We start from the raw sequence: 26,885 nt of genomic DNA on the forward strand, positions 1-26,885 counted from the left end.
AGGTAGCAGTAGTGAAAGTTGAGGCTAGTCACGAAGTGGAAATGAAGGGGAATTTGATAACAGGTGCTGATTTATTAATTAAAACATTAGTGGACGCCAAAGTGGACACCATATTCGGTTATCCGGGTGGCGCGGTATTACCGATCTACGATGCGTTGTATCGTAACGAGACACCATTTGAGCATGTCCTATCACGTCATGAGCAAGGCTCCATTCATGCAGCAGAAGGATATGCTCGTGTGACAGGTAAGCCTGGAGTAGTTCTAGCAACATCAGGTCCTGGTGCAACAAACTTAATTACTGGGATTACGGATGCCATGATGGATTCTATACCACTTGTTATCTTCACTGGTCAGGTAGCTAAAAATGTTATCGGGACCGATGCCTTTCAAGAAGCAGATGTAATGGGGATAACAACACCGATTACCAAGTACAATTATCAGGTAAGTGACGTTGCGGATTTGCCGAGAATTGTTAAAGAGGCATTTCATATAGCGACAACAGGTAGACCTGGCCCAGTCGTAATTGATATACCGAAGAATATTTCAGCGAACATCACGATAAATGATTTTGAAGATGACTTTTATCTACCAGGTTATCAACCGACAATTAACCCGAATCCATTACAGATTGTTAAACTTGCAGAAGCCCTAAGTCGTGCAAAGCGTCCACTGCTGCTAGCAGGAGCAGGTACATTGTTTGCAAATGCTTCAGAGGAACTGAAGCAATTTGCTGAAAAATATAAGCTTCCTGTCACGACCACGTTGCTTGGTCTAGGGACTTTTCCGGGTACGAATGAGCTTTCGCTAGGTATGGCAGGGATGCACGGAACATATGCAGCAAACATGGCAATTTATGAATGCGATTTGTTAATCAATATTGGTGCAAGGTTTGATGATCGATTAACTGGGAAGATTGCTGACTTTGCACCAAACGCTAAAGTTGCACATATCGATATCGATCCGGCAGAGATCGGAAAAAATATCAAAACGGATATTCCGGTTGTAGCTGATGCGAAGAAAACCTTGATTGCATTATTAGATAGTAAAATTGATATGCAAAATAATATCCAATGGCTTAAGGAGCTATCCAAAAATAAGCAGGATTATCCACTGTGGTACGAACGCACAGATTCACCAATATCACCACAATGGCTGATTGAGCAAATTTATAACATATCAAGTGGGAAAGCGATTGTTACTACTGATGTAGGTCAGCACCAAATGTGGGCAGCACAGTTCTATAAATTTGATAAGCCAAATAATTGGGTAACTTCAGGTGGGCTTGGTACGATGGGCTTTGGTTTTCCAGCAGCAGTTGGTGCACAGTTAGGAAGACCAGATGATTTAGTTATTTCGATCGTTGGTGACGGTGGATTCCAAATGACGTTACAGGAATTATCCGTAATCAAGGAACGAAATCTCCCGGTGAAAGTAATTATCGTTAATAACGAGGCATTAGGTATGGTTCGACAATGGCAGGAAAGCTTTTATGAAGAACGTTATTCAGAATCACTGTTTTCAGAAAACCCGGACTTCGTAAAATTGGCAGAAAGCTATGGTGTCCGCGGTGTGAAAGTTGACAAGGAAGCAGATGTAATCCAAACATTACAAGACATCTTTGCTTATGATGGTCCTGTGGTTGCTGATTTCCGAGTTGTACGAAAAACCTGTGTCTATCCGATGATCGCACCAGGAAAAGGAATTCATGAGATGGTTGGGGTGACAAAATGAAACGAATTATAACAGCTACGGTTCAAGACCGTGGCGGGGTTCTGAATCGGATTACGGGTATGTTACACAAACGTCAATTCAACATTGAAAGTATATCTGTCGGAGCATCGGAGGTAGAGGGTGTCTCTAAGATGACATTTGTAGTAGAAGTCAGTGATGATCAGAAATTAGAACAGCTGACAAAGCAATTAAACAAACAAATTGATGTGTTAAAAGTATCCGACATAACGGATAGAGCAATGGTCGCGAGAGAATTAGCACTCATTAAGGTTGTTAGTACTGGGCAGACACGTGCTGAAATACAGGGGATTATCACTCCGTTTAGAGCATCTGTCATTGATGTAAGCAAGGACAGCTTAATCATACAAGTTACAGGGCGTCCTGATAAAGTGGATGCACTTATCGCATTACTCAGACCATATGGCATAAAGGAATTAACGAAAACTGGTGTTACAGCATTTTTAAGAGGACAGCAGCCAGAACAGGTAACAGAACTAAATTCGTTGTCCATCTAAATTGAATGCAAAATATAATTAACTGATTTTTGTAACGATTCAGGCTTGAAACAAATAAATTGCGAGTTAAGTATTTATACTTTACTAATAAAAAAACTACTAATTAATGAGAGGAAGATATTAATGGCTAAAGTACTTTATGAAAAAGACATCCAAAAAGAGGTATTACAAGGAAAGAAAATTGCGGTAGTAGGATATGGTTCACAAGGGCATGCGCATGCATTGAATCTCCGTGAAAGTGGTTATGATGTTGTTATTGGTTTAAGACCAGGAAAATCTCAAGCTAAAGCAGAGGAAGATGGTTTTAATGTATATTCAGTAGCAGAAGCTGTTGAACAATCGGACGTTGTCATGATTCTTCTTCCAGATGAAATGCAGCAAAAGGTTTATGAAGAAAGCATTAAACCAAATCTTAAGGCTGGAAATGCGCTTGTTTTTGCACACGGGTTCAATATTCACTTTTCACAAATTGTACCTCCATCTGATGTAGATGTATTTCTAGTAGCTCCAAAAGGACCTGGTCACCTTGTAAGAAGAACGTATGAAGAAGGTGCAGGAGTACCAGCTCTATATGGTGTGTATCAAGATGTAACAGGTAATGCAAAAGAGCTTGCATTAGCATATGCACAAGGAATTGGAGCAGCAAGAGCAGGAGTTTTGGAAACTTCTTTCCAAGAGGAAACAGAAACAGATTTGTTCGGTGAGCAAGCAGTACTATGTGGCGGGGTTACAAGCTTAATCAAATCTGGCTTCGAAACATTAGTGGAAGCTGGATACCAGCCAGAAGTTGCTTACTTCGAATGTATGCATGAAATGAAATTAATCGTTGATCTTCTATATGAAGGTGGACTAGAAAACATGCGTTATTCCATCTCAGACACAGCACAATGGGGTGACTTCGTATCTGGACCACGTGTTGTAAATGAAGATACAAAGGCACGTATGAAAGATGTTCTAACAGATATTCAAGATGGTAAATTTGCAAAAGGTTGGATTCTTGAGAACCAGGCAGGTCGTCCACAATTTAATGCAATCAATAACCAAGAAAATAAACATCAAATTGAGACTGTTGGAAGGGAGCTCCGTGACTTAATGCCTTTTGTTAAACAATCCGTTAAATCAAAACAGAAGGATGTGAAGGAACATGTCACTAATTAAGATTTTTGACACGACTCTAAGAGATGGCGAACAATCACCAGGGGTTAACTTGAATAAGCAAGAAAAGCTGGAAATTGCAAGACAGCTTGAACGTTTTGGAGTTGATCGGATGGAAGCAGGATTTCCTGCTTCCTCCAAAGGTGACTTTGAGGCAGTAAAAGCGATCGCCGATACGATTAAAAATACATCCGTTATTGCACTTGCAAGAGCGGTTAAATTCGATATTGACATTGCTTGGGATGCATTAAAGGGGGCGGAGAAGCCTGCGATTCATGTATTTCTTGCAACATCACCAATTCATATGACTTATAAATTGAAGAAGACTCCCGAAGAAGTAATGGAGACAGCAGTCAGTATGGTCACCTACGCAAAAGAAAGGTTTTCTGAGGTCGAATGGTCTGCCGAAGATGCTACACGTTCGGACTGGAACTTTCTAGCCCAAATAATTGAAAAGGTTATTGATGCTGGTGCAACGGTCATAAATTTACCGGATACGGTTGGCTATACGACACCAAAAGAATATGGTGAACTATTCCGATTTATCCGTGAAACCGTCCCGAACATTGATCAGGTTGCATTATCCTGTCATTGTCATAATGATCTTGGATTGGCAGTAGCAAACTCCATTGCAGCTGTTGAAAATGGGGCCACTCAGGTCGAAGGAACAATTAATGGTATTGGAGAGCGTGCTGGAAATGTATCCTTAGAGGAACTTGCAGTTGCATTCAAAATTCGTTCGGATTTTTATTCCTTTGAAACAGGCTTGAAATTAAATGAGATAAAGCGTACGAGTGACCTTGTTTCCAAACTTACTGGTATGTACGTTCAAGCAAATAAAGCAATTGTAGGAAGAAATGCATTTGCCCATGAATCTGGAATTCATCAAGATGGCGTGCTGAAAAATGCTGAAACCTATGAAATTATTACACCAGAAATGGTTGGCGTTAGCTCAAACAATCTGTTTTTAGGTAAACACTCTGGTCGCCATGCGTTTAAAGATCGTGTAAAAGAATTTGGAATCGAATTTACAGAGGATGAATTGAAGCAAGCCTTTGATCAATTCAAAAAGCTTACGGATCATAAAAAAGAAGTTACAGATGATGATTTATATACAATTGCAATGGAAGTCAAGACAGATTCTTCAGCAGTGAGTAAGTATCAATTAGAAAACTTCCAAGTACAGTATGGAACAGAGAATGTTCCAACAGCTACTGTCATTTTAAAAACACCAGCAGGAGATGTTGTAGAGAATTCTTGCTCTGCTCCAGGTAGTGTTGAAGCTTTGTATCAAACCATTGATAGTTTAGTGGAAGAAGATGTAAAGCTAGTAGACTACCAATTGAACTCAGTTGGTGGAGGGAAGGATGCTTTAGCAGAATCACATGTTCAACTAGTTGTAAATGGTGAAACCGTAAATGGAAGAGGTTCAGCACAAGATGTGCTTCAAGCATCTGCATCAGCATTTTTGAATGCAGTAAATCGTTATATTATCAAAGTAAAAACAATAGAAAAGAAAGAACTTGTGAAATAACCAAGAGCGCAAGCGCCCGGAGCTAGTTATAAAATCGGGCGTGAGCTTTCTTAAAAATACTTTGAAAAAGGAGGACCCCGAGTATGGAAAAGCAAATCATATTACTTCCTGGTGATGGTATTGGGAAAGAAATTATGGATTCTGCTAAGGCTGTGTTACTAGCAATTGCAGCTGAGTATAACCATCATTTTACTTTCGAGGAACATGCAATTGGTGGAAGTGCGATTGATACGCACAATAACCCGTTACCGGAGGATACAATACAGGCTTGTAAGAGCGCAGATGCGGTTTTGCTTGGTGCTGTTGGAGGTCCAAAATGGGATTCTAATCCGGCTCATTTAAGGCCAGAAAAAGGTTTATTAGGTATCCGTAAAGCCCTTGGATTATTCGCAAATATTCGTCCTGTAAAAGGATTTTCCCCTCTGTTGCATGCTTCTCCATTAAAGGAAGAAATCATAAAAGACAGTGATATTTTGATCATACGTGAATTAACCGGTGGTTTATATTTTGGTGAACCGAGTGAAAGAAGAGAGAATGGTAATGCAGTCGTCGATACACTCTATTATAAGCGGGCAGAGATGGAACGAATTATTGATAAAGGTTTCCAAAGTGCAAGGATTAGGAATAAGCACTTAACCTCTGTAGATAAAGCAAATGTTTTAGAATCCAGTCGTATGTGGCGAGAAATTGTTGAGGAAAAAAAGCAGGAATATCCAGATGTTACGGTTGAGCACGTATTAGTAGATGCAGCCGCAATGAAATTGATTACACAACCAAATCGATTTGATGTTCTTGTAACGGAAAATCTATTTGGAGATATTTTAAGTGATGAAGCATCCGTATTAACTGGATCACTTGGCATGTTACCGTCTGCTAGTCTCAGGACAGATGGTGTTGGAATGTATGAGCCAGTTCACGGATCTGCACCTGATATTGCAGGTAAGGGGATTGCGAATCCATTTGGGATGATTTTATCTGCTGCATTGATGCTGCGTTTCTCTTTTGGATTGGAGGAGGAAGCTTCTGAAATTGAAAGAGCAGTAAATGAATGTCTTGAGCAAGGCTACCATACGGCTGATTTGCAGATACAAAACGGAAAACAGGTTGGAACTAAGAAAATAACAGAAATCGTACTAGAGAATTTAACTACGAAGAGTATTTCAGATTCAATTTGCAATATGTACGTGTAAAAGATTCATACGTATTTTAAAGAGTGAGGTGTTAGGAAATGGGAAAACCGGAAACAATCATTGATAAAATATGGAAGAAGCATGTGGTACACCAAGAAGAGGGAAAACCAGACCTTCTATATATTGACCAGCACCTTGTTCATGAAGTAACTTCGCCACAAGCCTTTGAAGGTTTACGGATGAACAATCGAAAGGTTCGTCGCCCTGATTTGACATTTGCGACGATGGATCACAATGTGCCAACTATAAATCGACAAGTTGTCAAAGATGAGATTTCAAAAAAGCAAATGGAGACATTAAAGCAGAATTGTGCCGATTTTGGAATTAAACTTGCAGATATGTTTCACCCAGACCAAGGTATTGTTCATGTAATCGGACCACAGCTAGGGTTGACACAGCCAGGAAAGACAATCGTATGCGGGGATAGTCATACTTCTACGCATGGTGCATTCGGCGCGTTAGCTTTTGGGATTGGCACGAGTGAGGTGGAGCATGTACTTGCAACTCAAACGATCTGGCAAGAACGCCCAAAATCATTGAATGTTAAAGTTATTGGTGATCTCGGTCCAGGTGTAACTGCAAAGGATTTGATTCTAGCTATTATAGGGAAATTTGGAGTTCGCTTTGGTACAGGGTATGTCATGGAATATACAGGTGAAGCAATTCGTAACTTATCCATGGAAGGAAGAATGACTGTTTGTAATATGTCAATTGAAGCAGGTGCGAGGGCAGGATTGATCAGCCCGGATCAGAAAACGATTGATTATTTAGAAGGAAGAGAATATGTTCCTAATGGAGAAGCATTCTATAAAGCAGCAGAAGAATGGCTTGCTTTAGCAACAGACGAAGGTGCTACGTATGATCACACCGTGACCATTCAAGCTGATGAAATTGAACCACAGGTTACATGGGGGACAAATCCAGGAATGTGTGTACCTGTTGGTGGGAATACACCGGTTGTTGCAGATTCGGACCATAAAGAAGATGTGAAGCGAGCTCTTGAATATATGGGTCTGGAAGAAAATCAGCCAATTACTTCTATTGAAATTGATCATGTGTTTATTGGTTCATGTACAAATTCAAGATTAAGTGACCTAGAAAAAGCAGCGGCAATTGTTAAAGGTAGAAAAGTGAAGGATCATATTAAAGCAATCGTCGTTCCTGGTTCCTTTAGTGTAAAATTACAAGCTGAAGCAGCTGGCTTGGATAAAGTTTTTACGGAAGCAGGATTTGAATGGCGAGAATCAGGGTGCAGTATGTGTCTTGGAATGAATGATGATATTGTTCCAGCTGGAGGACGTTGTGCTTCCACTTCGAATCGTAATTTTGAAGGAAGGCAAGGAAATGGAGCACGTACGCATCTTGTCAGTCCCGAAATGGCAGCAGCCGCAGCGATTGAAGGGCGATTTGTAGATGTACGTAACTTTGCAGGAGTACTTAGCTAGGAGATGACGAACAATGGAAGCAATTCAAGAGCATAAAGGATTAGTATACCCATTAGATCGCTCAAATGTGGATACGGATCAAATTATTCCTAAGCAGTTTTTGAAAAGAATTGAGCGTACAGGTTTTGGAGAATTTTTATTTTATAACTGGCGATTTGATGATTACGGTAACCCAAGAGAAGACTTTACGTTAAATCAACAGCAATACAAAAACGCATCGATTTTAATAGCAGGTGAGAATTTTGGCTGTGGCTCTTCAAGAGAACACGCGCCGTGGGCACTGACAGACTTTGGTTTTAAGGTGATTCTTGCACCAAGCTTTGCTGATATCTTCTATAATAATGCATTGAAAAATGGAATTATTCCGATTAAGATGGAAGAAGAGCAACTTCATGAATGGATGCAAGATGCTGCAGATTCACAATTTGTTTTGCATGTTGATTTACGGAACCAACAAATTTCTGATGAGAAGGGGAATGTCATAACCTTTGATATCCCTGAATATCATAAGGAAAAGCTGTTGAATGGCTGGGATGATATTGCATTAACCTTGCTTCAAGAAAATAAAATATTAGCATATGAAGCCAACAGAAATTAAATGAATTTTGAACGAGAAGAAGGAGTGAATGGTCTTGGGGATTTCTTAAACGGTGATAAGGTCTACCATGCAATGAAGCGGCTGACCCCCATTGTTCATCGTACACCATTATTAACATCACATACGACAGATAATATAGTAGGAAAACACGTCTATTGCAAAATGGAAAATCAGCAAAAAACAGGAGCATTTAAGTTTCGTGGAGCAAGCTTTAAGCTGATGCAGCTGTCAAAAGAACAGCTTGCTAAAGGTGTGCTTACTGCCTCTGCAGGAAATCATGCACAAGGGGTTGCGCATGCAGCAGCGAAGCTTGGCGTGAAAGCAACCATCTTTATGGCAGAAGGTACGCCACTTGCGAAAGTGAATGCTACACGAAACTATGGTGCTGAAGTAGTATTAATTGGTGAGAGCTTCCAGGAAGCATATCAGGCATCCATCGAACATCAATCGGTATCTGGGGCAGTTTATATCCATCCTTTTGATGACTATGATATTATGGCAGGACAGGGAACCATTGCAATGGAGATGCTTCGGCAAGAAGACAGAATGGATACGATCCTCGTCCCAATCGGTGGGGGAGGATTAATTAGCGGTATTGCTGTTGCTGCGAAGCATGTGAACCGGAATATTAGAATAATCGGTGTTCAAGCAGAAGGGGCCCCGGCAATATATGAGAGCTACCATGCTAATTCGGTGATGAAATCGAATAAGGTTTCAACTATAGCAGAAGGAATTGCTGTTAAAGAACCAGGAAGTCTAACCTTACCAGTTATCAGGGAGTATGTAGACGATATAGTTACAGTGACAGATGAGCAAATTGCTTCAGCCATTGTGTATATGCTCGAACGAAATAAAACACTAATGGAAGGAGCGGGAGCAGCTGCCTTGGCAGCCTTATTCGCCCATAATGATAAAATAAAATCAAGGCACTGTGGTGTGATTGTAAGTGGAGGAAATTTGGATATTGGTGCAATGTCCAATATTCAGCAGCTTGCCGAACAAAAAACCCCAAAAAAAGAAAAAGCTTACATGGCATTATAAGAAAAAGCTTCTTGGTATTTATTTTCCAAGAGGCTTTTTTTCTGTTTTTAGGAAAAACGGTAAGCGGATACATCCGTTGAATTGTCAGAGTTTGTCAGATTTTAGGCGAAAAAAATTGATTTAGTCAATTAAATTTATCTGCAAAATTAGCTATTAAGATTTAAAATTTTCATATAATGCGAAAAAAATTAATTAAAAAAATATTTATATGTTTACTTGTTAAACCCTTAATAATAAAGACTTTATAAAGAGAATTCTTATTAATAACGAAAATTATCAGAATTTATTACTGTTAAATTTTATCAAAAGATATTGCTTTTATAAAAATATTCACTTATAATCTTCTAATATATTAAGAAATATTTACGATTTGATTTCGGATAATACAAAATGTTTAAAAAACAAATATAAGTTTCCGAATAAGTCGATAAAGAAATACAACTTTTTTGTCTTTGTATTGACTCAGGATGTGAATTATTAGAAAAATCACAAAAGCTAATATGCTAAAAATAATTACAAAATAGTTATAAGTCTATTATATTTATTAGTTAGGAAGACTTTTTATTTTTTAATAATTATCAGAACCTTCTGTTTAGAGGGGGTGCAGTAGATTAAATTTTTTAAGTACCATGTAGCTCTTTTATATCAATCATACTTCATAGTAGAGGTAAATTAATACATTAGGGGGATTAATTTGAGTAATAAATTATTGGAAATTAAAAACCTATCAACCTCATTCCGCATCGGTGATGATTATTATGCTGCAGTGGATGATGTTACATTAACGCTAAATAAAAACGAAGTATTAGGTATTGTTGGAGAATCGGGTTCGGGAAAAAGTGCACTTGCATTCTCCATAATGAGACTCCACAATAGGGCAAAAATAGAAGGAAGTATTCTGCTCAATGATCAGGATATTGTAGACATGTCTGCTGCTAATTTAAATAAATTACGTGGTGACGATATGGCAATGATTTTCCAAGATCCACTGACAGCATTAAATCCGCTAATGGAAATTGGAGAACAGATTAGTGAAGCATTACTTTTACATAATCCTAGAATGACACAGAAACAACGTAAGCAAAGAGTTATAGAATTATTAAATTTAGTAGGAATTCCACGTCCGGAATTTGTATATGAGCAATTCCCGCATGAATTATCTGGGGGGATGCGACAACGAGTTGTTATAGCGATTGCAATTTCGAATAAACCAGAATTATTAATTGCAGATGAGCCGACTACAGCACTAGATGTAACGATTCAGGCGCAAATACTGGATTTAATTCGCAAGCTAAAAGAAGAAATGAATGCCGGAATTATTCTAATTACGCATGATCTAGGTGTTGTTGCTGAAATGGCTGACCGGGTAGCTGTTATGTATGCTGGACAAATTGTAGAAATTGCTGAAGTACATACATTGTTCGAAAATCCATTACATCCTTATACCAAATCATTACTGAATTCAGTACCAACGGAAGGACAAGACAAGCTTCACGTCATTCAAGGGATTGTCCCATCGTTAAAAAATTTACCGCGTAAAGGGTGCCGTTTTGCATCAAGAATACCTTGGATTGACGCCTCTGTCCACGAAGAAAATCCTGTATTGCATGAGGTTAAACCAGGTCATTTTGTAAGGTGCAGTTGTCACACGCATTTTTACTTCTCTGAAGAAAGTAAGGAGGCTGAGAAGAATGGCATTTCTTGAGGTTAAGGATTTACAAGTATACTTTCCGATTAAAGGCGGAGTTTTCAATCGCACCGTTGGCCATATCAAAGCCGTTGATGGTGTTTCTTTTTCTCTGGAACAAGGTAAAACATACGGGCTAGTTGGAGAATCAGGTTCAGGGAAGTCAACCACTGGAAGAGCAATTATTGGTTTAGAAAATGTAACTTCTGGACAGATATTATTTGAAGGTAAAGATATTACATCAATGAAAAGTAAGACAAAAGATTTAAGAAAAGATATTCAAATGATCTTTCAAGATCCGTATTCGTCTTTGAATCCTAAAAAGCGTGTTCTCGATATTATTGCAGAACCATTGCGAAATTTCGAAATGCATTCTAAACAGGAGGAAAAAAAGAAAGTACAAGACTTATTGGAACTTGTAGGATTGAGTCCAGAGAGTATATTGAAATATCCCCATCAATTCTCTGGTGGACAGAGGCAACGGATTGGTGTTGCAAGGGCACTAGCTTTAAAACCAAAGTTAATTATTGCTGATGAGCCTGTTTCAGCATTAGATGTTTCTGTTCAAGCCCAGGTACTTAATTTCATGCGAGAAATTCAAGATCAACTAAACTTGACATACCTATTAATTAGTCATGATTTAGGTATCATTAAACATATGTGTGATCACATAGGAATTATGTATAAGGGACGTTACGTGGAAGAAGGGACAAAAGAAGAGATTTTTACGAAACCTCATCATATTTATTCGAAACGTCTCGTTGCTGCAATTCCTGATATTAATCCGCGAATGCGTGAAAAGCAATATCGATATCGTCAAGAGGTACAAGAAGAATACAACAGTTCCTATAATGATTATTTTGATCATGAAGGATTAGCGTACAGCTTGCAATCGATATCGGATACACATAAAGTTGCTTTGCCGAAGAGAGGTTGATTCTATGTGGAAATTTATTGTTAGACGACTTTTTGTAACTTTTCCTCAAATTGTAATACTTAGTGTTATTATTTTTATTCTAGCGCAAATGATGCCGGGAGATGCACTTACTGGCTTAATCGATCCAAATATTGATCCGGCTGCAATCGAAGAGCAGCGTGAACGGCTAGGTCTCAACAATCCATGGTATGTTCAATATAGTGACTGGGTTAAAGGCGTCGTACAAGGGGATCTTGGACAATCATTTCGATATAAGATGCCCGTATCTGATCTGATTGAACAACGGATGATTAACACATTTTGGTTGTCACTTCTTACACTAATTTTTACATATGCAATGGCGATTCCGTTGGGCATTATTAGCGGACGCTGGAACGATACGTGGTTAGACCGTGCAATTACAGGCTATACCTATATTGGATTTGCAGCCCCACTGTTTATTACCGCCTTATTGATGGTTTGGGTTTTCGGTTTTCATTTTGGTTGGTTTCCAACAGGTGGAAGTGTTGCACCAGGACTAACACCAGGAACATTTGAGTATTTTATAAGTAAGTTACAACATTTATTATTACCTGCATTTTCAATGGCAGTAATTACCACAGTTTCTACGGTTCAATATTTGCGAAGTGAAATAATTGATACGAAACAGAAAGACTTTATTGTAACTGCGAGGGCTAAGGGAGCTCCTGAATCGAGAGTATATAATCGACATATTTTCAGGAATTCATTATTGCCAATTGCTGCTTTTTTTGGCTATGAAATTTCAGGGTTAATCGGAGGATCTATATTTATTGAAAGTATATTTTCTTTTCCAGGAATGGGGCAATTATTCCTTGATTCCGTACTTTTACGAGATTATAGTGTCGTAACTTCAGTTGTATTAATTTTTGGTATTGCTGCCATATTAGGTGCTTTGCTTTCTGATATTATTTTAAGTATCGTTGATCCAAGGATACGCATCAAGTAGAATCCGAGAGACACTGAGGTGAGTTAAAATGGAAATGAACAAGGTTAATGCAGACGTTCAAGCGTCTGATCAAGTAAGAAGTCCCTCCGGATTTTCAATTTTATGGAGGGAAATTGTCCGAGATAAAGTTGCGTTAATATCTTTAATCCTGTTGATACTTACATGCATGTTTGTATATGGTATTTCTTTATTTTTAGATCAAGGGGAAATTGTAAAAGTTGATTTATTTGCAATACATGAACCTCCAAATGATCAATTTATATTAGGTACGGATTATGGTGGTCGTGATGTGTTTGGCCAATTAATTATTGGAACGAGAAACTCGTTATCTATTGGAATATTAGTTACTTTAATATCAGGAACAGTTGGGATTTTGCTCGGCTTAATTTCTGGGTATTTTGGAGGCCATATTGATAACGCTGCTATGCGGTTAGTTGACTTTTTCATGGTTTTGCCAACATTAATGATCGTTATTGTTTTTGTAACCATTGTATCTGATTATAGCATTTGGTCTTTCTCTCTTATTATGTCCGCCTTTTTATGGATGGGGATTGCTAGGCTTATTCGTTCGAAAGCATTACAGGAAAGGGAGCTCGATTATGTTCAAGCTTCGAAGACTTTGGGTTCGTCCAATTTTAAAATTATGTTTGCACAAGTTCTGCCTAACTTAAGTTCTATAATTATTGTTACAATGACATTAAACTTAGCAGCGAATATTGGAATTGAATCTGGTCTTTCTTTCCTTGGATTTGGCTTTCCGGAAAGTACACCAAGCCTTGGAACACTTATCAGTTATGCTAGAAATCCGCAAACGCTTGAATTTAGATGGTGGATTTGGCTACCGGCAGCAATACTCATTCTAATTTTGATGCTTGCTATAAATAATGTTGGCCAGGCATTAAAACGCGCTACTGATGCAAGGCAGCGAAGAGGTTAATAAAGGATGGTTGTGTACACATCTTACTTTGGTACCTACATTAATACCTTTATTCAAATCGTATTAATGTTAGATATATAATTTCAGTCATTAAAAACTGAAATTAAGAAAAAGCTTTTAAAAAAAGGGGAGGTTAGAGTTATGGGTAAGTCAAAACTTATGAAGGCGCTGTTAGCACTAATGTTGGTTCTTTTAGTTGCATTAGCTGCTTGTAGCGGGGACTCTGATGATGGTCAAAGTGAAGGGACTGATAGTGGTTCTGATTCTGGGGATTCAGCAGAGGCTGATGATGGAGGAGAAAGTGATAGTGAAAGTGAACTTTATTCAATTGAAGATTTTAATCAAATTAAGACAAATGAAGGGGAAGCAATTGATGGAGGAACACTTACATTTGGTTTAGTTTCGGATACTGCATTTGAAGGAACGCTAAACTGGAATTTCTACTCAGGAGATCCAGATGCTCAAATCTTAGATTGGTTTGATGAGGCTTTGCTAACTTGGGATGAAAACTATGTGTATACAAATGATGGAGCAGCTACGTATGAAATCAGTGAAGATGGGCATGTCTTTACGTTCACGATTGGTGATAATGTAAACTGGCATGATGGTGAGCCAGTCACTGCTGAAGATTGGTTGTTCGCGCATGAAGTAATTGGCCATCCAGACTATGATGGCCCACGATATGGTTCAGATTTTACTAATATTGAAGGAATGGAAGAGTACCATGCAGGTGAAGCGGATACGATTTCAGGTATCAAAGTGATTGACGATAAAACATTAGAGATCACCTATATTCAAGCAACACCATCACTAGTAACTGGTAGTATTTGGACATATCCATTAGCGAAGCATATTTTTGGTGATATGGAAGTAGCAGAAATGTCTGCATCACCAGAAGTACGTGAAAACCCAATTGGATTTGGTCCGTTTAAGGTAGAAAGCATTGTACCGGGGGAATCCGTAACCATGGTTAAAAATGAAGACTACTGGAGAGGCGAGCCAAATTTAGATGGTGTTACTGTAAAAGTAATTAACCCGAATGTGGTAGTACAAGAGCTTGAATCCGGTGGTGTTGATACCGTGAGTGCATTCCAGGTGGATCAATACCCTGACAATGCAGAAATGTCCAATGTTGAATATTTAGGAAGAATTGATAGGTCATATTCATATATTGGATTTAAATTAGGTACTTGGGACAAAGAAAATGGTGAAGTTGTGACAGATCCTGAAGCAAAAATGGCAGATGTTAATCTACGTAAAGCAATGTGGCATGCAGTAGATAACACGACTGTTGGTGAACGTTTCTATAACGGTCTACGTTGGAATGCAACAACACTCATTCCACCGTCACATCCAGAATTCCATGATGATTCAAACGCTGGAGTTTCATATGATCCAGAAGCAGCAAAACAACTTTTGGATGAGGCTGGTTATGTAGATGTAGATGGAGATAACTTCCGCGAAAATCCTGATGGCGAAGAGCTTGTTATTAATTTTGCTTCTATGTCTGGAGGAGAAGTGGCAGAACCATTAGCTCAATACTATATCCAGGCTTGGGAACAAGTTGGTTTAAATGTGCAGCTTTTAGATGGACGTTTACAAGAATTTAATTCATTCTACGATCGTGTAGGTCAAAATGGTGATGATGACCCAGCGGTTGATATTTACTCAGCAGCTTGGGGCGTTGGAATCGACGTAGATCCTAGAGGATTGTATGGCCGAGACGCGATCTTCAACTTCTCTCGTTATTCAAGTGACAAAAACGATGAATTACTGGCTGCTGGAGTTTCGGAGGATGCCTTTGAACTAGAGAATCGTCAAAAAGTATACAATGAGTGGCAGCAATTCATGATTGATGAAGTTCCTGTATTCCCAACATTATACCGTTCAGAGCTTGTACCTGTAAATAATCGAGTTCATAATTACTATATCGGTGATGGAACAAACATGTATCGTTATGATATTGCAGTTACGCAAGAAGAACCAATTGTAGCTGAATAAATAGTAAATGAAAAGAAGGCTCGTTTTGTGAGTCTTCTTTTTGTGCGGTTACGTATCTAATATAAATTTATCAAACTTGCGATTTGAGTGTATTTATAAAATTTCTCCTGATTTTGCTGGACGGGTCGAATAAGCTATAATAATTAATAGATATATAATCAAGGAGGCGTAAGTAATGCTAACGGAACAAGATCAAATGAAAAAAGCAGTTGGAGAAAAAGCTGCGACTTTTGTAAAAGATGGTATGAAAATAGGTCTTGGATCGGGATCAACTGTATATTGGATGGTACGGAAGCTAGGTGAGCTTGTTGATGCTGGTGTAAATATTGAGGGAATTCCATCATCAAAACAAACAGAGAAATGGGCGCAGGAATTTGGCGTACCACTTACTGATTTTCGGGAAGTAAAGGAATTGGATATTACAATTGATGGTGCGGATGAAGTAGATGAAAATCATCAACTCATCAAAGGTGGAGGTGCAGCGTTATTTCGTGAGAAAATTATTGCACAGGCTGCTAAGGAACTGATTATTATTGTGGATGAATCAAAAATGGTTTCACATTTGGGAGAGTATCCACTGCCTGTCGAAGTGCTTCCATTTGCTTGGGAACGAACAGCAAATGAAATTTCGAAACTTGGCTGTGTGCCAAAGCTGCGTACGCTTGATGGAGAAATATTAGTTACCGATAATGGGAATTACATATTGGATTGTCCGTTCAATAAAATACCAGATCCAGATCAATTAAATAAACAATTGAAGCAAATTGTTGGAGTAATAGAAACTGGCTTATTTATCGATATGACAACGAAAGTAATAATTGGAAATAAAGAAACGGTTACTGTTGTCGAGTAAAATGATGTAATAGAAGAGACACCCTAGAGGAGATTCTTTGGGTGTTTTTACCACGCATTAACGAGCTGTGATATCTCGACTTCCAATCCTGAAGAAAATCAGAATGTTGAGGATAGGGGATAAAACAGCCCGTAAATTCCTGATTCTGTTCAAGGGCCTTTAGGTCATACCCTTGTGGTACTAACATTTAGTTGGAAGGAGTCTCCCCGCTAAATGAAGTCTCACTTTCACTTTATCCGGCTTTTTTGCATACGATGAGAAGTAGACTTAAAAATGTGGGTGGAAAGGGTGGCATCATTTGTGTGGAATAACTGGATTTGTTGACTGGAAGAGGCATGCGCATACACGACTAGCGGTTTTGGAGAAAATGACAGATACGTTATCATTACGGGGACCTGATGAAACAAATCATTGGATCTATGAACATACTGGGTTTGGACATAAGCGGCTGTCGGTTGTTGATTTAGAAGGCGGAAAACAACCAATGCGTAAGAAAAAGAATGATTTTACTTATACGATTGTTTATAATGGAGAGCTTTACAATACGGAGGAATTACGCCAAACGCTTCTTCAAAAAGGTTATGTATTCCAGACCTCATCTGATACAGAGGTTTTGCTGACAGCTTACTTGGAGTGGAAAGAAGATTGCGTCAATTATCTCAATGGCATTTATGCATTTGGTGTCTGGGATGAAGAAAAAGAACAGCTTTTTATGTCGAGAGACCGTTTAGGTGTAAAACCGTTGTTTTTTTATGAGGAACAAGAGCAGTTCATTTTTGGCTCAGAGTTGAAAGCAATTCTAGCTCATGATGCTGTTGATGCAGCAATAGATCATGAAGGTTTATCGGAAATCTTTGGTCTAGGGCCGTCGAGAACACCTGGACACGGATTATTTAAAGGTATACGTGAACTTCGTGCAGCGCATTCATTAATCTTTTCCAAAAATGGGTTAAAAGTTTGGCGTTATTGGAACATGGTCAGTAAGCCACATATTGATTCACTGGAAGATACTGCGCAAAAGGTAAGAGAACTAGTTGTAGATGCAGTGCAACGGCAGCTTGTAGCAGATGTACCTGTATCTACTTTGTTATCTGGTGGATTAGACTCTAGCGCGATTACAGCTATAGCTGCAGACTATTTTAAGGAAAAAGGAAAGGGAACATTAACGACTTTTTCAGTAGATTATGCTGGAAATGAGCAACATTTTCAGTCAAGTACCTTCCAGCCCTCTAGTGATAAGCCTTGGATTGAACAGATGGTTAATGTATTTTCGACAGATCATCATGATGAAATTATCTCTGGACTTGAGCTTGCTGCTTTACTGAAGGAAGCGGTAGATGTTCGAGATCAGCCAGGGCAAGCGGATATTGATTCATCTTTATTATGGTTTTGTCGTCGGATTAAAGAAAGAACAACGGTGGCATTGTCCGGTGAGTGTGCTGATGAAATCTTTGGTGGCTATCCATGGTTTCATGATCCGTCGGCCATTCAAGATGGTTTTCCTTGGATGCGTTCTTTAGATGCGCGAATCGACTTGCTTCATTCCCAATGGCAAAAGAAATTAGATTTAAAAAGCTATGTTCAAAATCGTTATCAGGAAACTATTCTGGAAACGCCAAGGCTGGATGGTGAATCACCTGAAGAAGCCAAGCGCAGAGAGCTTTTTTATTTAAATATGCAATGGTTTATGGCGCAGCTGCTTGACCGGAAGGATCGGATGAGTATGGGAGCCAGTCTAGAAGTACGTGTCCCTTATGCAGATCATCGTATTGTGGAATATGTTTGGAATATCCCATGGGAAATGAAAAATCTCGATGGACGTGAAAAAGGAATTTTACGCAAGGCGCTGGAAGGTATTGTACCAGATGATGTTTTATATCGAAAAAAGAGTCCATATCCGAGGACCTTTCAACCAGAATATACGAAGCAGGTAATAGCGTGGATGGAAACAATTTTAGCAGATCCGAATGCTCGTTTATTTGAATTTATGAAGCGTGAAAAAGTGGAAGCTATTGTAAACAGTGAAGGGAAGGAATTTAAGGAGCCATGGTATGGTCAGTTAATGCGCGGCCCCCAATTAATTGCACACTTATGTCAAATTGATTATTGGCTACGTAAATATGATGTGAAGATTCAAGTTTGATAGAAAGGTTCTCTTAAAAGGATTGGCTCCCTTTTAAAAGAACCTTTTATTATGTAACTCTTTGAAAATTGCGATATAATAATGCTAGTTTCAATTAGGAGGGGGATACATATGAAGTATTATGCTGCATTTTCACCAATGAAGAATGCTGAAAAAAGCAGGCAGTACCGTCAAGATCATTTAGACTATTTAGGCAAGTTAGCCGAACAGGGGAAAGTTTTTGCTAAAGGTCGTTTTACGGATAGTACTGGTGGACTTGTTATTTACATCGCGGAAAGCTTTGAAGAGGTTGAAGAAATTGTGAAAAACGATCCATATGTTGTTTATGGAGCAAGAGGGTATGATATTCATGAATGGGAAATGACTACGGAAGCAGTTTTACCAGGAAAGTAGATTACATGTAAAGTCAGGGCCCTTTTTCAAAGGAGAGTCCTGACTTTTTGTTATGCATTTAAAATTTGTATTGCATTTTGAACGCGTGCATCTGTTGGCGGTTCGACAGCGTCAAGCGGATATTCTAACCCTAGTGCTTCCCACTTATATACGCCCATTTTATGATAAGGTAATACTTCGATTTTCTTGATATTAGTTAGTGTATGAATAAAATGAGATAAATCCTTTAAATCCTCTTCATTATCACTATGTCCAGGAACAAGCACATGACGGATCCAGACAGGAATATTTTTTTTATCTAAATAACGAGCAAGTAGGAGAATATGATCGTTAGACATGCCAGTTAGTATTTTATGCTTCACTGGATTAATCTGTTTGATATCCATTAACACTAGATCAGTTAGTTCCAAGAGTTCGTCAAGCTGCTTCAGAAATGCAGGAGATTTGGAGAAACAGCCACCGGCAGTATCAATTGCTGTATGGATACCTAATTCTTTTAGTTCTTTAAAAAGGGCTATCAGAAACTTAACATGGAGCAATGGTTCTCCGCCACTTACGGTAACGCCTCCACCAGATGCTTGGAAAAAGGGGAGGTAATCCTTGATGTCCGTGACGAGTTCATTTACCGTCATTTCCTTGCCATCGCCCATTTTCCATGTGTCTGGATTATGGCAAAACTGGCAGCGGAGCGGGCAGCCTTGCATAAAAATTATATAGCGCAAACCTGGACCATCGACGGTTCCACATGTTTCGATAGAATGAATTCGACCTTTCACTTGAAAAACCTCCCCATTAAAATTGTTGACGTAATAGGGTGCTCCCCTTAAACAGGGAAGCGAGAACCTATATCATCTAACTATTGCATGCTTTTTTCCTTACAAGTGGTTTGCTTACATCCCTTTATGGAATGTTCGATTAATAACATCTAATTGTTGTTCTCTCGTTAATTTAATAAAGTTTACCGCATATCCAGATACACGGATGGTTAGCTGTGGATATTGTTCTGGATGCTCCATTGCATCGAGCAATGTTTCGCGATCAAACACATTGACGTTTAAATGATGTCCACCTTTTATCGTATATCCGTCTAGCATTCCTGCTAGATTTTGAATTCGTGTACTTTCTTCTCTCCCTAATGCTTTTGGTACAATGGAAAAGGTGTTGCTTATTCCGTCTAATGCGTATTCGTAAGGCAATTTTGCGACAGAGCTGAGGGATGCAAGTGCTCCTTTTTCGTCACGTCCATGCAATGGGTTCGCTCCAGGAGCAAAGGGCTCTCCAGCTTTTCGTCCATCTGGTGTATTTCCAGTTTTCTTCCCATAAACGACATTGGAAGTAATTGTTAATACAGAAAGTGTTGGTACAGAATTTCTGTATGTTTGATGCTTTTTGATTTTATTCATGAAGGCTGTGACAAGTTCAACTGCAATAGCGTCAACTCGGTCATCATTGTTTCCGTATTTCGGGAAATCTCCTTCTATTTTGTAGTCGATGGCATAGCCAGCTTCATTGCGGATTACTTTTACCTTTGTGTGCTTAATGGCACTTAGTGAATCAGCTGCAACTGATAATCCTGCAATCCCAGTTGCCATTGTCCGGAGAATGTCTCTATCATGTAATGCCATTTCAATTCGTTCATAGCTATATTTGTCATGCATGTAGTGAATCACATTTAGTGTATTAATATATAATCCGGCAAGCCATTCTAGCATTTGGTCATATTTTTCCATTACTTCCTCATAGTGTAGATATTCGGAAGTAATTGGTTCATAGTTCGGTCCTACTTGAGTGAAGGATTGTTCATCTACCCCGCCATTAATTGCATATAGCAATGCTTTGGCTAAGTTAGCTCGTGCACCGAAGAACTGCATTTGCTTGCCAATTTCCATTGCAGAAACACAGCATGCAATTCCATAATCATCTCCAAATTGTTTCCTCATGAGGTCATCATTTTCATATTGAATTGAACTTGTTTTAATGGACATAGATGCACAGTATTCCTTAAAAGGGCGTGGTAATTGATCAGACCATAAAACCGTTAAGTTTGGTTCGGGTGCAGGCCCAAGATTGTCTAATGTGTGTAAAAATCGGAACGAATTCTTTGTCACAAGCGGTGTACCATCTATAGCAATACCACCAATTGATTCTGTAACCCAAGTTGGATCTCCACTAAATAATTCATTGTAATCTGGAGTTCTTGCAAATTTTACAAGTCGTAGTTTCATTACAAAATGATCGACAAGCTCTTGTGCTGTTTCTTCTGTAATGACACCATTTTGAATGTCACGCTCAATATAAATATCTAAGAAGGTAGAAACCCTGCCAAGACTCATAGCTGCGCCGTTTTGCTCCTTGATAGCTGCTAAATAACCAAAATATAACCATTGGAACGCTTCGATTGCATTTGTAGCAGGATTGGAAATATCATATCCATAATCTGAACCGAGCTGTTTTAATTCTTGTAAGGCACGAATTTGTTCAGAAAGCTCTTCGCGGTCACGAATGATTTTCTCGGACATCACACCATTAACTCCCGTTGCTGCAAGTTCTTTTTGTTTATCTGCGATTAGCCTGTCAACACCATATAAAGCAACTCTTCGGTAATCGCCAATGATCCGTCCGCGTCCATAAGCATCAGGAAGACCTGTAATAATTCCAGCTTTTCTTGCTGCTCGCATTTCAGGTGTGTATGCATCAAAAACACCTTGGTTATGTGTCTTCCGATAATTGTTGAAGACATGCTTTACTTCTTCATCTAACTCATATCCGTATGCATGTAGAGCATCTTCTGCCATTCTAATACCACCAAATGGTTGAAGAGAGCGCTTAAAAGGTTGGTCTGTTTGGACACCAACAATTTTTTCAATACCTTTATTTAAATAGCCTGCTCCATGTGACGTAATGGTTGATACAATTGATGTGTCCATATCCAATACGCCACCATTTTCTCGTTCTTGCTTTGTTAAATCCATCACTTGTTCCCATAAAATTGTCGTGTTCCTTGTCGATCCTGCTAAAAAGCTTTCATCACCAGTATAGACAGTAATGTTTTGCATAATAAAGTCGCGAACATTAATTTCCTCTTGCCATTTTCCACTTTTAAAATCCATTTTGTTTTGAGCAGTTACAACCATAATAACCCTCCTAAAAAAGATATTGTGAAACATTGAGCATTCTTTATATATTTATCATATCACATATTTTTAGATGAAGTTATTTAAAATGTTAAAGAAGTGTGTCAGAATTGTAACTATATCGTGTCGATGAAGAAGGAATGAAATATTTAAAAATATGTTTCATTCACGTATAATGGTATAAATGATTTGAACGTCATATTTAAGGAAATCATAAATGGATGAGTGCCCTAATGAGAAGAGAGTAAGTATATTTGGTCATTCATAGAAGTGATGAGTGCCCGAATGAGAAGAGAATAAGTTTATTTGGTCGTTCATAGAAGTGATGAGTGCCCGAATGAGAAGAGAGTAGGTTTATTTGGTCGTTCATAGAAGTGATGAGAGCCCGAATGGGAAGAGAGTAGGCTCCTTTGATTGGTCAAAGATGAGTTACCAATCAAAGGAATGATAAGTTCATTCTGTAAGTTATGTAGGCTATGAGCTTCTTGGCGCAGTGAGTTATTTGATTATCTAAAGCGAATGGGGTTCCAGCATTAAGAGAGCATCAACATTTGGGGCCTATTTACTGGATTCACGGGCTTACTCGAAAGCTCATCACTGGATAGGCTGGCAACATACTAAAAATAGATAAAGGTTTGTGACAAATGAAAACACATTGGAATTTATTTATTGCTTTTTTTCGTGTTGGTATACTCGGATTTGGGGGAGGACCTGCTTCGATACCGCTTATTCAAAAGGAAGTAGTTGATCACTATAAATGGATGGATAACGAGGAATTTGGTGATATTCTTGCTTTAGCAAACACATTACCGGGTCCAATTGCAACAAAGCTACCTGGTTATATTGGTTATCGGGTTGCCCGTATACTAGGAATGATAAATGCCGTTCTTGCTACGATTGTACCTACGATTTTATTAATGATTGTTTTACTCACTACACTTTCACAAGTTAAAGAATTTGATTGGGTGCAAGGAATGACGGCAGCAGTCGTTCCAGTAGTGGGGATGATGATGGCTGTCTTGACATGGCAATTTGCCCAAAAAGCTGCTATTGGCTTGGGATGGGTAAAGACATGTATATTTCTTGCTATTTTCTTTATCACTTTACAAATTCTTCAGGTGCATCCAGGAATTTTGATTGCTGTTCTACTCATCCTGGCGCTGTCTCTGCCAGTCCACAAGAAGCAAAAAAAGAATAAAGAAGGTGAAGATGTATGATCTATATTGATATTTTTGTCGCCTTTTTTATTCCGGGTATTCTGGGCTATGGGGGAGGACCTGCTTCCATTCCCCTTATTGAAAATGAAGTGGTATTACGATATGGTTGGATGTCAGTGCAGGAATTTAGTGAGATTTTAGCGCTTGGAAACTCTTTACCAGGTCCAATTGCAACGAAGATGGCAGGGTACATAGGCTATGAAGTAGGAGGGGTTATTGGGTCGATTGTAGGCGTATTTGCTACTGTGGCTCCATCTCTAATTTTATTAATATTCCTTGGTGGACTGTTGTTAAAATATAAGGACTCTCCTAAAGTAAAGCGGTTAACGCTTTTTGTTCAGCCGGTCATTGCTATATTGCTCGGTGTTATGGCATGGAGGTTTTTCAGTGAATCTTATATAGGAATTGGAATTTGGCAGACGGTACTACTGGTTGGCGTTAGTTTTCTATTAATCGAGCGTTTTAAAATACACCCTGCATTTGTAATTGCCGGAGCTCTTATTTACGGTGGCTTTCTTTTATAAATAGATCTAGCCCTTATCGCCTCCATAAGCCTCAACTTATGAAAAAAAGCAAAACCCCTTGATTGTTGGGTTTTGCTTTTTATATTCCCATTACTCGATAACCCCGAGCTTTTTTAAGCCGTTATAGATACCAGAATCACTAACAGATGTGGTACGGTGCTTTGCGTAAGTAAATAGTTCTGGATGTGCATTATCCATTGCGAATCCTTCGCCTACAGCTTGCAGCATTTCACAATCATTCATTCCATCTCCAAAAGCGATAGCTTGCTCCATTGGTATACCGATGCGCTGAAGAATTTTTGTAACGGCTTCTCCTTTATTGACGTTCTTTCGAATAATATCAAAGGCCTTTGTTGCCCCTTCTACATTTACTTGTGACAAGCGAATATTTTCTTCTATTTCATAAAGTGATGCATCTCCTGGTTCAATATTCAATACGGTAGCACCTATGATTTGATCTGCAACTTCCTCAGTAAATAACGCATTTTGTTTCAACTGGAAAATGTCATTGAATTTTTTAACAAATGGATGGTTAAGATCTGTGAAGTAGTTTTTTTCCTTTGTATAAAGAACAAGTTCATGATTATGCTGTTTAGCGATTTCGATGAATTCTTTTACAATCGTTGGATCCATTGGTTCATTGACCACGGTTTGATCTTGATAGATTGCATATCCGCCGTTATAAGCAATAAATGAATCAATAGTTAATTCTTCAGCAAGATCCTGAATTTCAATATATGGTCTGCCGGTTGCAATAAAAACTTCAACCCCATTTTGCTTTGCTTGTTCAATAGCATCTTTTGTTGAATCTGTGTATGTGTGATCTGGTTTTAGGATGGTACCGTCGATATCTAGAAAAAGTACTTTATAACTCATAATGTTCTCCTTTATGTATGCTTTGTAGTCTATTCTAGCATAAAGGAAATTTGGATTGTACTAATACCAATTACGTTTACATAATATTAACTTTTGGGTTTTAGATACACTAAAAAAAGCAGTATCCAATTCGGAATACTGCTTTAAAATAATATTATAATGATTTATCGTCCACAGAATCGAGCCAATCTTCAATTGTTTGAATAACTGCTTGGACTGTTCCTGCCTCGAACGGAGAATTCAGTTTTGCTGTCTTTACAAGATTAAGGAAGGACTGTGAGCCGCCTTGTTTACTGAGGTTTAGATAGTCTTTCCATGTATCCTCATGGTTTTCACGCGACTTTTCCCAAAATTGGAAAGCGCAAATTTGAGCAAGCGTGTAATCAATATAATAGAAAGGTATATCATAGATATGTCCTTGACGATGCCAATACCCACCAGAAGCTAGATATGCATTGCCGTCGTAATCACGGTGTGGTAAATAGATTTCTTCAAGTTTTCTCCAAGCATCTTTACGTTGTTCTGGTGTCCAGTCTGGATTGTCGTATACAAGATGCTGGAATTCATCAACAGCAACCCCATAAGGAAGAAATTGTAGGCCATCAGCTAAATGGGAGTACTTATATTTATCGGTATCTTCCTTGAAGAAAAGCTCCATCCATGGCCATGTTAAAAATTCCATGCTCATGGAATGAATTTCTGCAGCTTCACTTGTAGGAAAAACGTATTCTGGCACTTTCAGATTCCGACTAGTATAGACTTGGAAAGCATGTCCTGCTTCATGTGTTAGCACATCAATATCACCAGAGGTTCCATTGAAATTGGCGAAGATAAATGGAGCCTCGTAATCCTCAATGAATGTACAGTATCCGCCGGCTTCTTTTCCTTTTTTTGCTTCAAGATCCATCAGATTACGATCAAGCATAAAATGGAAAAATTCATTTGTTTCATTGGATAATTCCTTGTACATTTTTTGGCCGTTTTCAATAATCCATTCTGGGGAACCTTTTGGTTTAGCATTTCCACTTTTAAATTGAAAGCTTTCATCATAAAATCTTAATGTATCAACACCGATGCGTGCTGCCTGTTTCTCATATAGCTTTGTAGCAAGTGGAACGATGTAGTCCCGAACTTGCTTACGGAATGCGGCAACCATTTCAGCATTATAACCAATTCGCTGCATTCGTAAGTAACCAACTTCCACAAAATTTTTGTAACCAAGCTTCCCAGCAATCTCATGTCGCACTTTTACGAGCTGATCATAAATGGAATTAAATTGATCCTCATGGCTCGCGAAAAAGCCTGCATATGCAGTGACTGCTTGCCTCCGAACTTCTCTATCTTCGTTTTGTGCAAATGGGGCAAGCTGTGCCAATGTATAGGTTTCACCTTGAAAGGCTACTTCTGCTGAGGCTACAAGCTTTGAGTATTCTGAAGAAAGCTTGTTTTCCTTTTGTAATAAGCTAATTATTTCAGGTGAAAAAGCTTTAATTTCGTTATCGACAAGCTGAAAGAGCTGAGAACCGAACTGCTTTTCTAAATTCTTGCGATAGGGAGAGTTAACCAGTTCTTTATAAAATTCGGTGGTCATTTCTTTTAGGTTTGGTTGAATCTCATCGAAATAGTCACGTTCCTTTTGATAAAACTCATCTTTTGTATCGATTGATGCACGTATATAGACCAAATTAAATAAAGTTGATAGTCTGTTACGAAAAGCATTGATGCTTTCTGTGCCAGCAATTGCTTCTTCAGCTGATTGTGCATCTGTAAATTTCTTTAATAGCACTTTAAATGTCGCCTGTTCCTCATGGAGTATAGGTCTTTCATAAACATATTCTTCAAATTTTAGCATGGTGGACCCCCTCAAATATATATCATTTAATAATTCGACTTCTTGTGTAAAGAAACCTCTAAATTTAAGTAATCCTTTTTAAAATTTATGATTACATAAAATTCTAAAATTATGATATATAACGTTTTCATAAGTATTTGGTTATGATATATA

Annotated in this window: 22 protein-coding genes; 18 read left to right on the plus strand and 4 right to left on the minus strand. The window is 38.5% G+C overall.

The window, feature by feature from the left end; genetic code table 11:
* The first annotated feature begins 11 nt into the window (after positions 1-11).
* The 16 genes from ilvB (at position 12) to NYE61_RS20175 (ending at position 19,129) form a co-directional block, all read left to right on the plus strand.
* Positions 12-1,733, plus strand: a complete 1,722-nt coding sequence (gene ilvB / locus NYE61_RS20100) for a biosynthetic-type acetolactate synthase large subunit (protein WP_095310737.1) — start codon at positions 12-14, stop codon at positions 1,731-1,733.
* A complete protein-coding gene (ilvN, locus tag NYE61_RS20105) occupies positions 1,730-2,248 on the plus strand; it encodes an acetolactate synthase small subunit (RefSeq protein WP_095310735.1) in 519 nt (172 codons plus the stop codon). The genes ilvB and ilvN overlap by 4 nt, the downstream gene beginning before the upstream one ends.
* Positions 2,249-2,371: 123 nt before the next feature.
* Positions 2,372-3,406: a ketol-acid reductoisomerase gene (ilvC, locus tag NYE61_RS20110; RefSeq protein ID WP_095310733.1), complete on the plus strand. Its 1,035-nt coding sequence runs from the start codon at positions 2,372-2,374 to the stop codon at positions 3,404-3,406.
* The gene (locus NYE61_RS20115; RefSeq protein WP_339316463.1) at positions 3,393-4,937 is read left to right on the plus strand and encodes a 2-isopropylmalate synthase; all 1,545 of its coding nucleotides are present in this window, start codon (positions 3,393-3,395) and stop codon (positions 4,935-4,937) included. Before ilvC ends, NYE61_RS20115 begins: the two co-directional genes overlap by 14 nt.
* A gap of 83 nt (positions 4,938-5,020) precedes the next feature.
* Complete coding sequence (gene leuB / locus NYE61_RS20120) at positions 5,021-6,127, plus strand: 3-isopropylmalate dehydrogenase (protein WP_095310729.1); 1,107 nt, start codon at positions 5,021-5,023, stop codon at positions 6,125-6,127.
* Positions 6,128-6,165: 38 nt separating this feature from the next.
* The gene (leuC, locus tag NYE61_RS20125) at positions 6,166-7,572 is read left to right on the plus strand and encodes a 3-isopropylmalate dehydratase large subunit (RefSeq protein ID WP_095310727.1); all 1,407 of its coding nucleotides are present in this window, start codon (positions 6,166-6,168) and stop codon (positions 7,570-7,572) included.
* 13 nt (positions 7,573-7,585) lie between these two features.
* Complete coding sequence (leuD, locus tag NYE61_RS20130; RefSeq protein WP_339316466.1) at positions 7,586-8,170, plus strand: 3-isopropylmalate dehydratase small subunit; 585 nt, start codon at positions 7,586-7,588, stop codon at positions 8,168-8,170.
* Complete coding sequence (gene ilvA, locus NYE61_RS20135; RefSeq protein ID WP_240033814.1) at positions 8,171-9,211, plus strand: threonine ammonia-lyase; 1,041 nt, start codon at positions 8,171-8,173, stop codon at positions 9,209-9,211.
* Between the two features lie 694 nt (positions 9,212-9,905).
* Positions 9,906-10,916, plus strand: coding sequence for an ABC transporter ATP-binding protein (locus NYE61_RS20140; RefSeq protein ID WP_118889899.1), 1,011 nt, complete (start codon positions 9,906-9,908; stop codon positions 10,914-10,916).
* Complete coding sequence (locus NYE61_RS20145; RefSeq protein WP_095310721.1) at positions 10,903-11,835, plus strand: ATP-binding cassette domain-containing protein; 933 nt, start codon at positions 10,903-10,905, stop codon at positions 11,833-11,835. Before NYE61_RS20140 ends, NYE61_RS20145 begins: the two co-directional genes overlap by 14 nt.
* 4 nt (positions 11,836-11,839) lie before the next feature.
* Positions 11,840-12,802, plus strand: coding sequence for an oligopeptide ABC transporter permease (gene opp4B / locus NYE61_RS20150; RefSeq protein WP_095310719.1), 963 nt, complete (start codon positions 11,840-11,842; stop codon positions 12,800-12,802).
* A 34-nt stretch (positions 12,803-12,836) separates the two neighbouring features.
* Positions 12,837-13,739: an ABC transporter permease gene (locus NYE61_RS20155; protein ID WP_095310831.1), complete on the plus strand. Its 903-nt coding sequence runs from the start codon at positions 12,837-12,839 to the stop codon at positions 13,737-13,739.
* 141 nt (positions 13,740-13,880) lie between these two features.
* A complete protein-coding gene (opp4A, locus tag NYE61_RS20160) occupies positions 13,881-15,740 on the plus strand; it encodes an oligopeptide ABC transporter substrate-binding protein (protein WP_095310717.1) in 1,860 nt (619 codons plus the stop codon).
* Positions 15,741-15,915: 175 nt separating this feature from the next.
* Positions 15,916-16,593 carry a ribose-5-phosphate isomerase RpiA gene (gene rpiA / locus NYE61_RS20165; RefSeq protein ID WP_095310715.1) on the plus strand — a complete coding sequence of 226 codons (678 nt, stop codon included), beginning with the start codon at positions 15,916-15,918 and terminating at the stop codon, positions 16,591-16,593.
* A gap of 298 nt (positions 16,594-16,891) precedes the next feature.
* On the plus strand, positions 16,892-18,736 hold the full coding sequence (gene asnB / locus NYE61_RS20170) for an asparagine synthase (glutamine-hydrolyzing) (protein WP_339316471.1): 1,845 nt from the start codon (positions 16,892-16,894) through the stop codon (positions 18,734-18,736).
* Positions 18,737-18,847: 111 nt separating this feature from the next.
* Positions 18,848-19,129 carry a YciI family protein gene (locus NYE61_RS20175; RefSeq protein WP_095310712.1) on the plus strand — a complete coding sequence of 94 codons (282 nt, stop codon included), beginning with the start codon at positions 18,848-18,850 and terminating at the stop codon, positions 19,127-19,129.
* A gap of 50 nt (positions 19,130-19,179) precedes the next feature.
* Here NYE61_RS20175 and pflA read toward each other — a convergent pair whose 3' ends face one another.
* On the minus strand, positions 19,180-19,905 hold the full coding sequence (pflA, locus tag NYE61_RS20180) for a pyruvate formate-lyase-activating protein (protein WP_095310710.1): 726 nt from the start codon (positions 19,903-19,905) through the stop codon (positions 19,180-19,182).
* Positions 19,906-20,019: 114 nt separating this feature from the next.
* Positions 20,020-22,263: a formate C-acetyltransferase gene (pflB, locus tag NYE61_RS20185; protein WP_339316473.1), complete on the minus strand. Its 2,244-nt coding sequence runs from the start codon at positions 22,261-22,263 to the stop codon at positions 20,020-20,022.
* Positions 22,264-22,907: 644 nt separating this feature from the next.
* Between pflB and NYE61_RS20190 the strand changes: the two genes are divergently transcribed.
* Entirely contained in the window at positions 22,908-23,480 is a 573-nt protein-coding gene (locus NYE61_RS20190; protein WP_339316475.1) for a chromate transporter, read from the plus strand.
* Positions 23,477-24,004, plus strand: coding sequence for a chromate transporter (locus tag NYE61_RS20195; RefSeq protein WP_095310705.1), 528 nt, complete (start codon positions 23,477-23,479; stop codon positions 24,002-24,004). Before NYE61_RS20190 ends, NYE61_RS20195 begins: the two co-directional genes overlap by 4 nt.
* A 90-nt stretch (positions 24,005-24,094) precedes the next feature.
* On the opposite strand, the gene NYE61_RS20200 is transcribed toward NYE61_RS20195, so the two are convergent.
* A complete protein-coding gene (locus NYE61_RS20200; RefSeq protein ID WP_095310704.1) occupies positions 24,095-24,880 on the minus strand; it encodes an HAD family hydrolase in 786 nt (261 codons plus the stop codon).
* A gap of 154 nt (positions 24,881-25,034) precedes the next feature.
* A complete protein-coding gene (locus NYE61_RS20205; protein WP_339316478.1) occupies positions 25,035-26,732 on the minus strand; it encodes a M3 family oligoendopeptidase in 1,698 nt (565 codons plus the stop codon).
* Positions 26,733-26,885: the final 153 nt, after the last annotated feature.

The organism is Oceanobacillus sp. FSL W7-1304 (assembly GCF_037969805.1).
GTDB classification, from domain to species: domain Bacteria; phylum Bacillota; class Bacilli; order Bacillales; family Amphibacillaceae; genus Oceanobacillus; species Oceanobacillus profundus.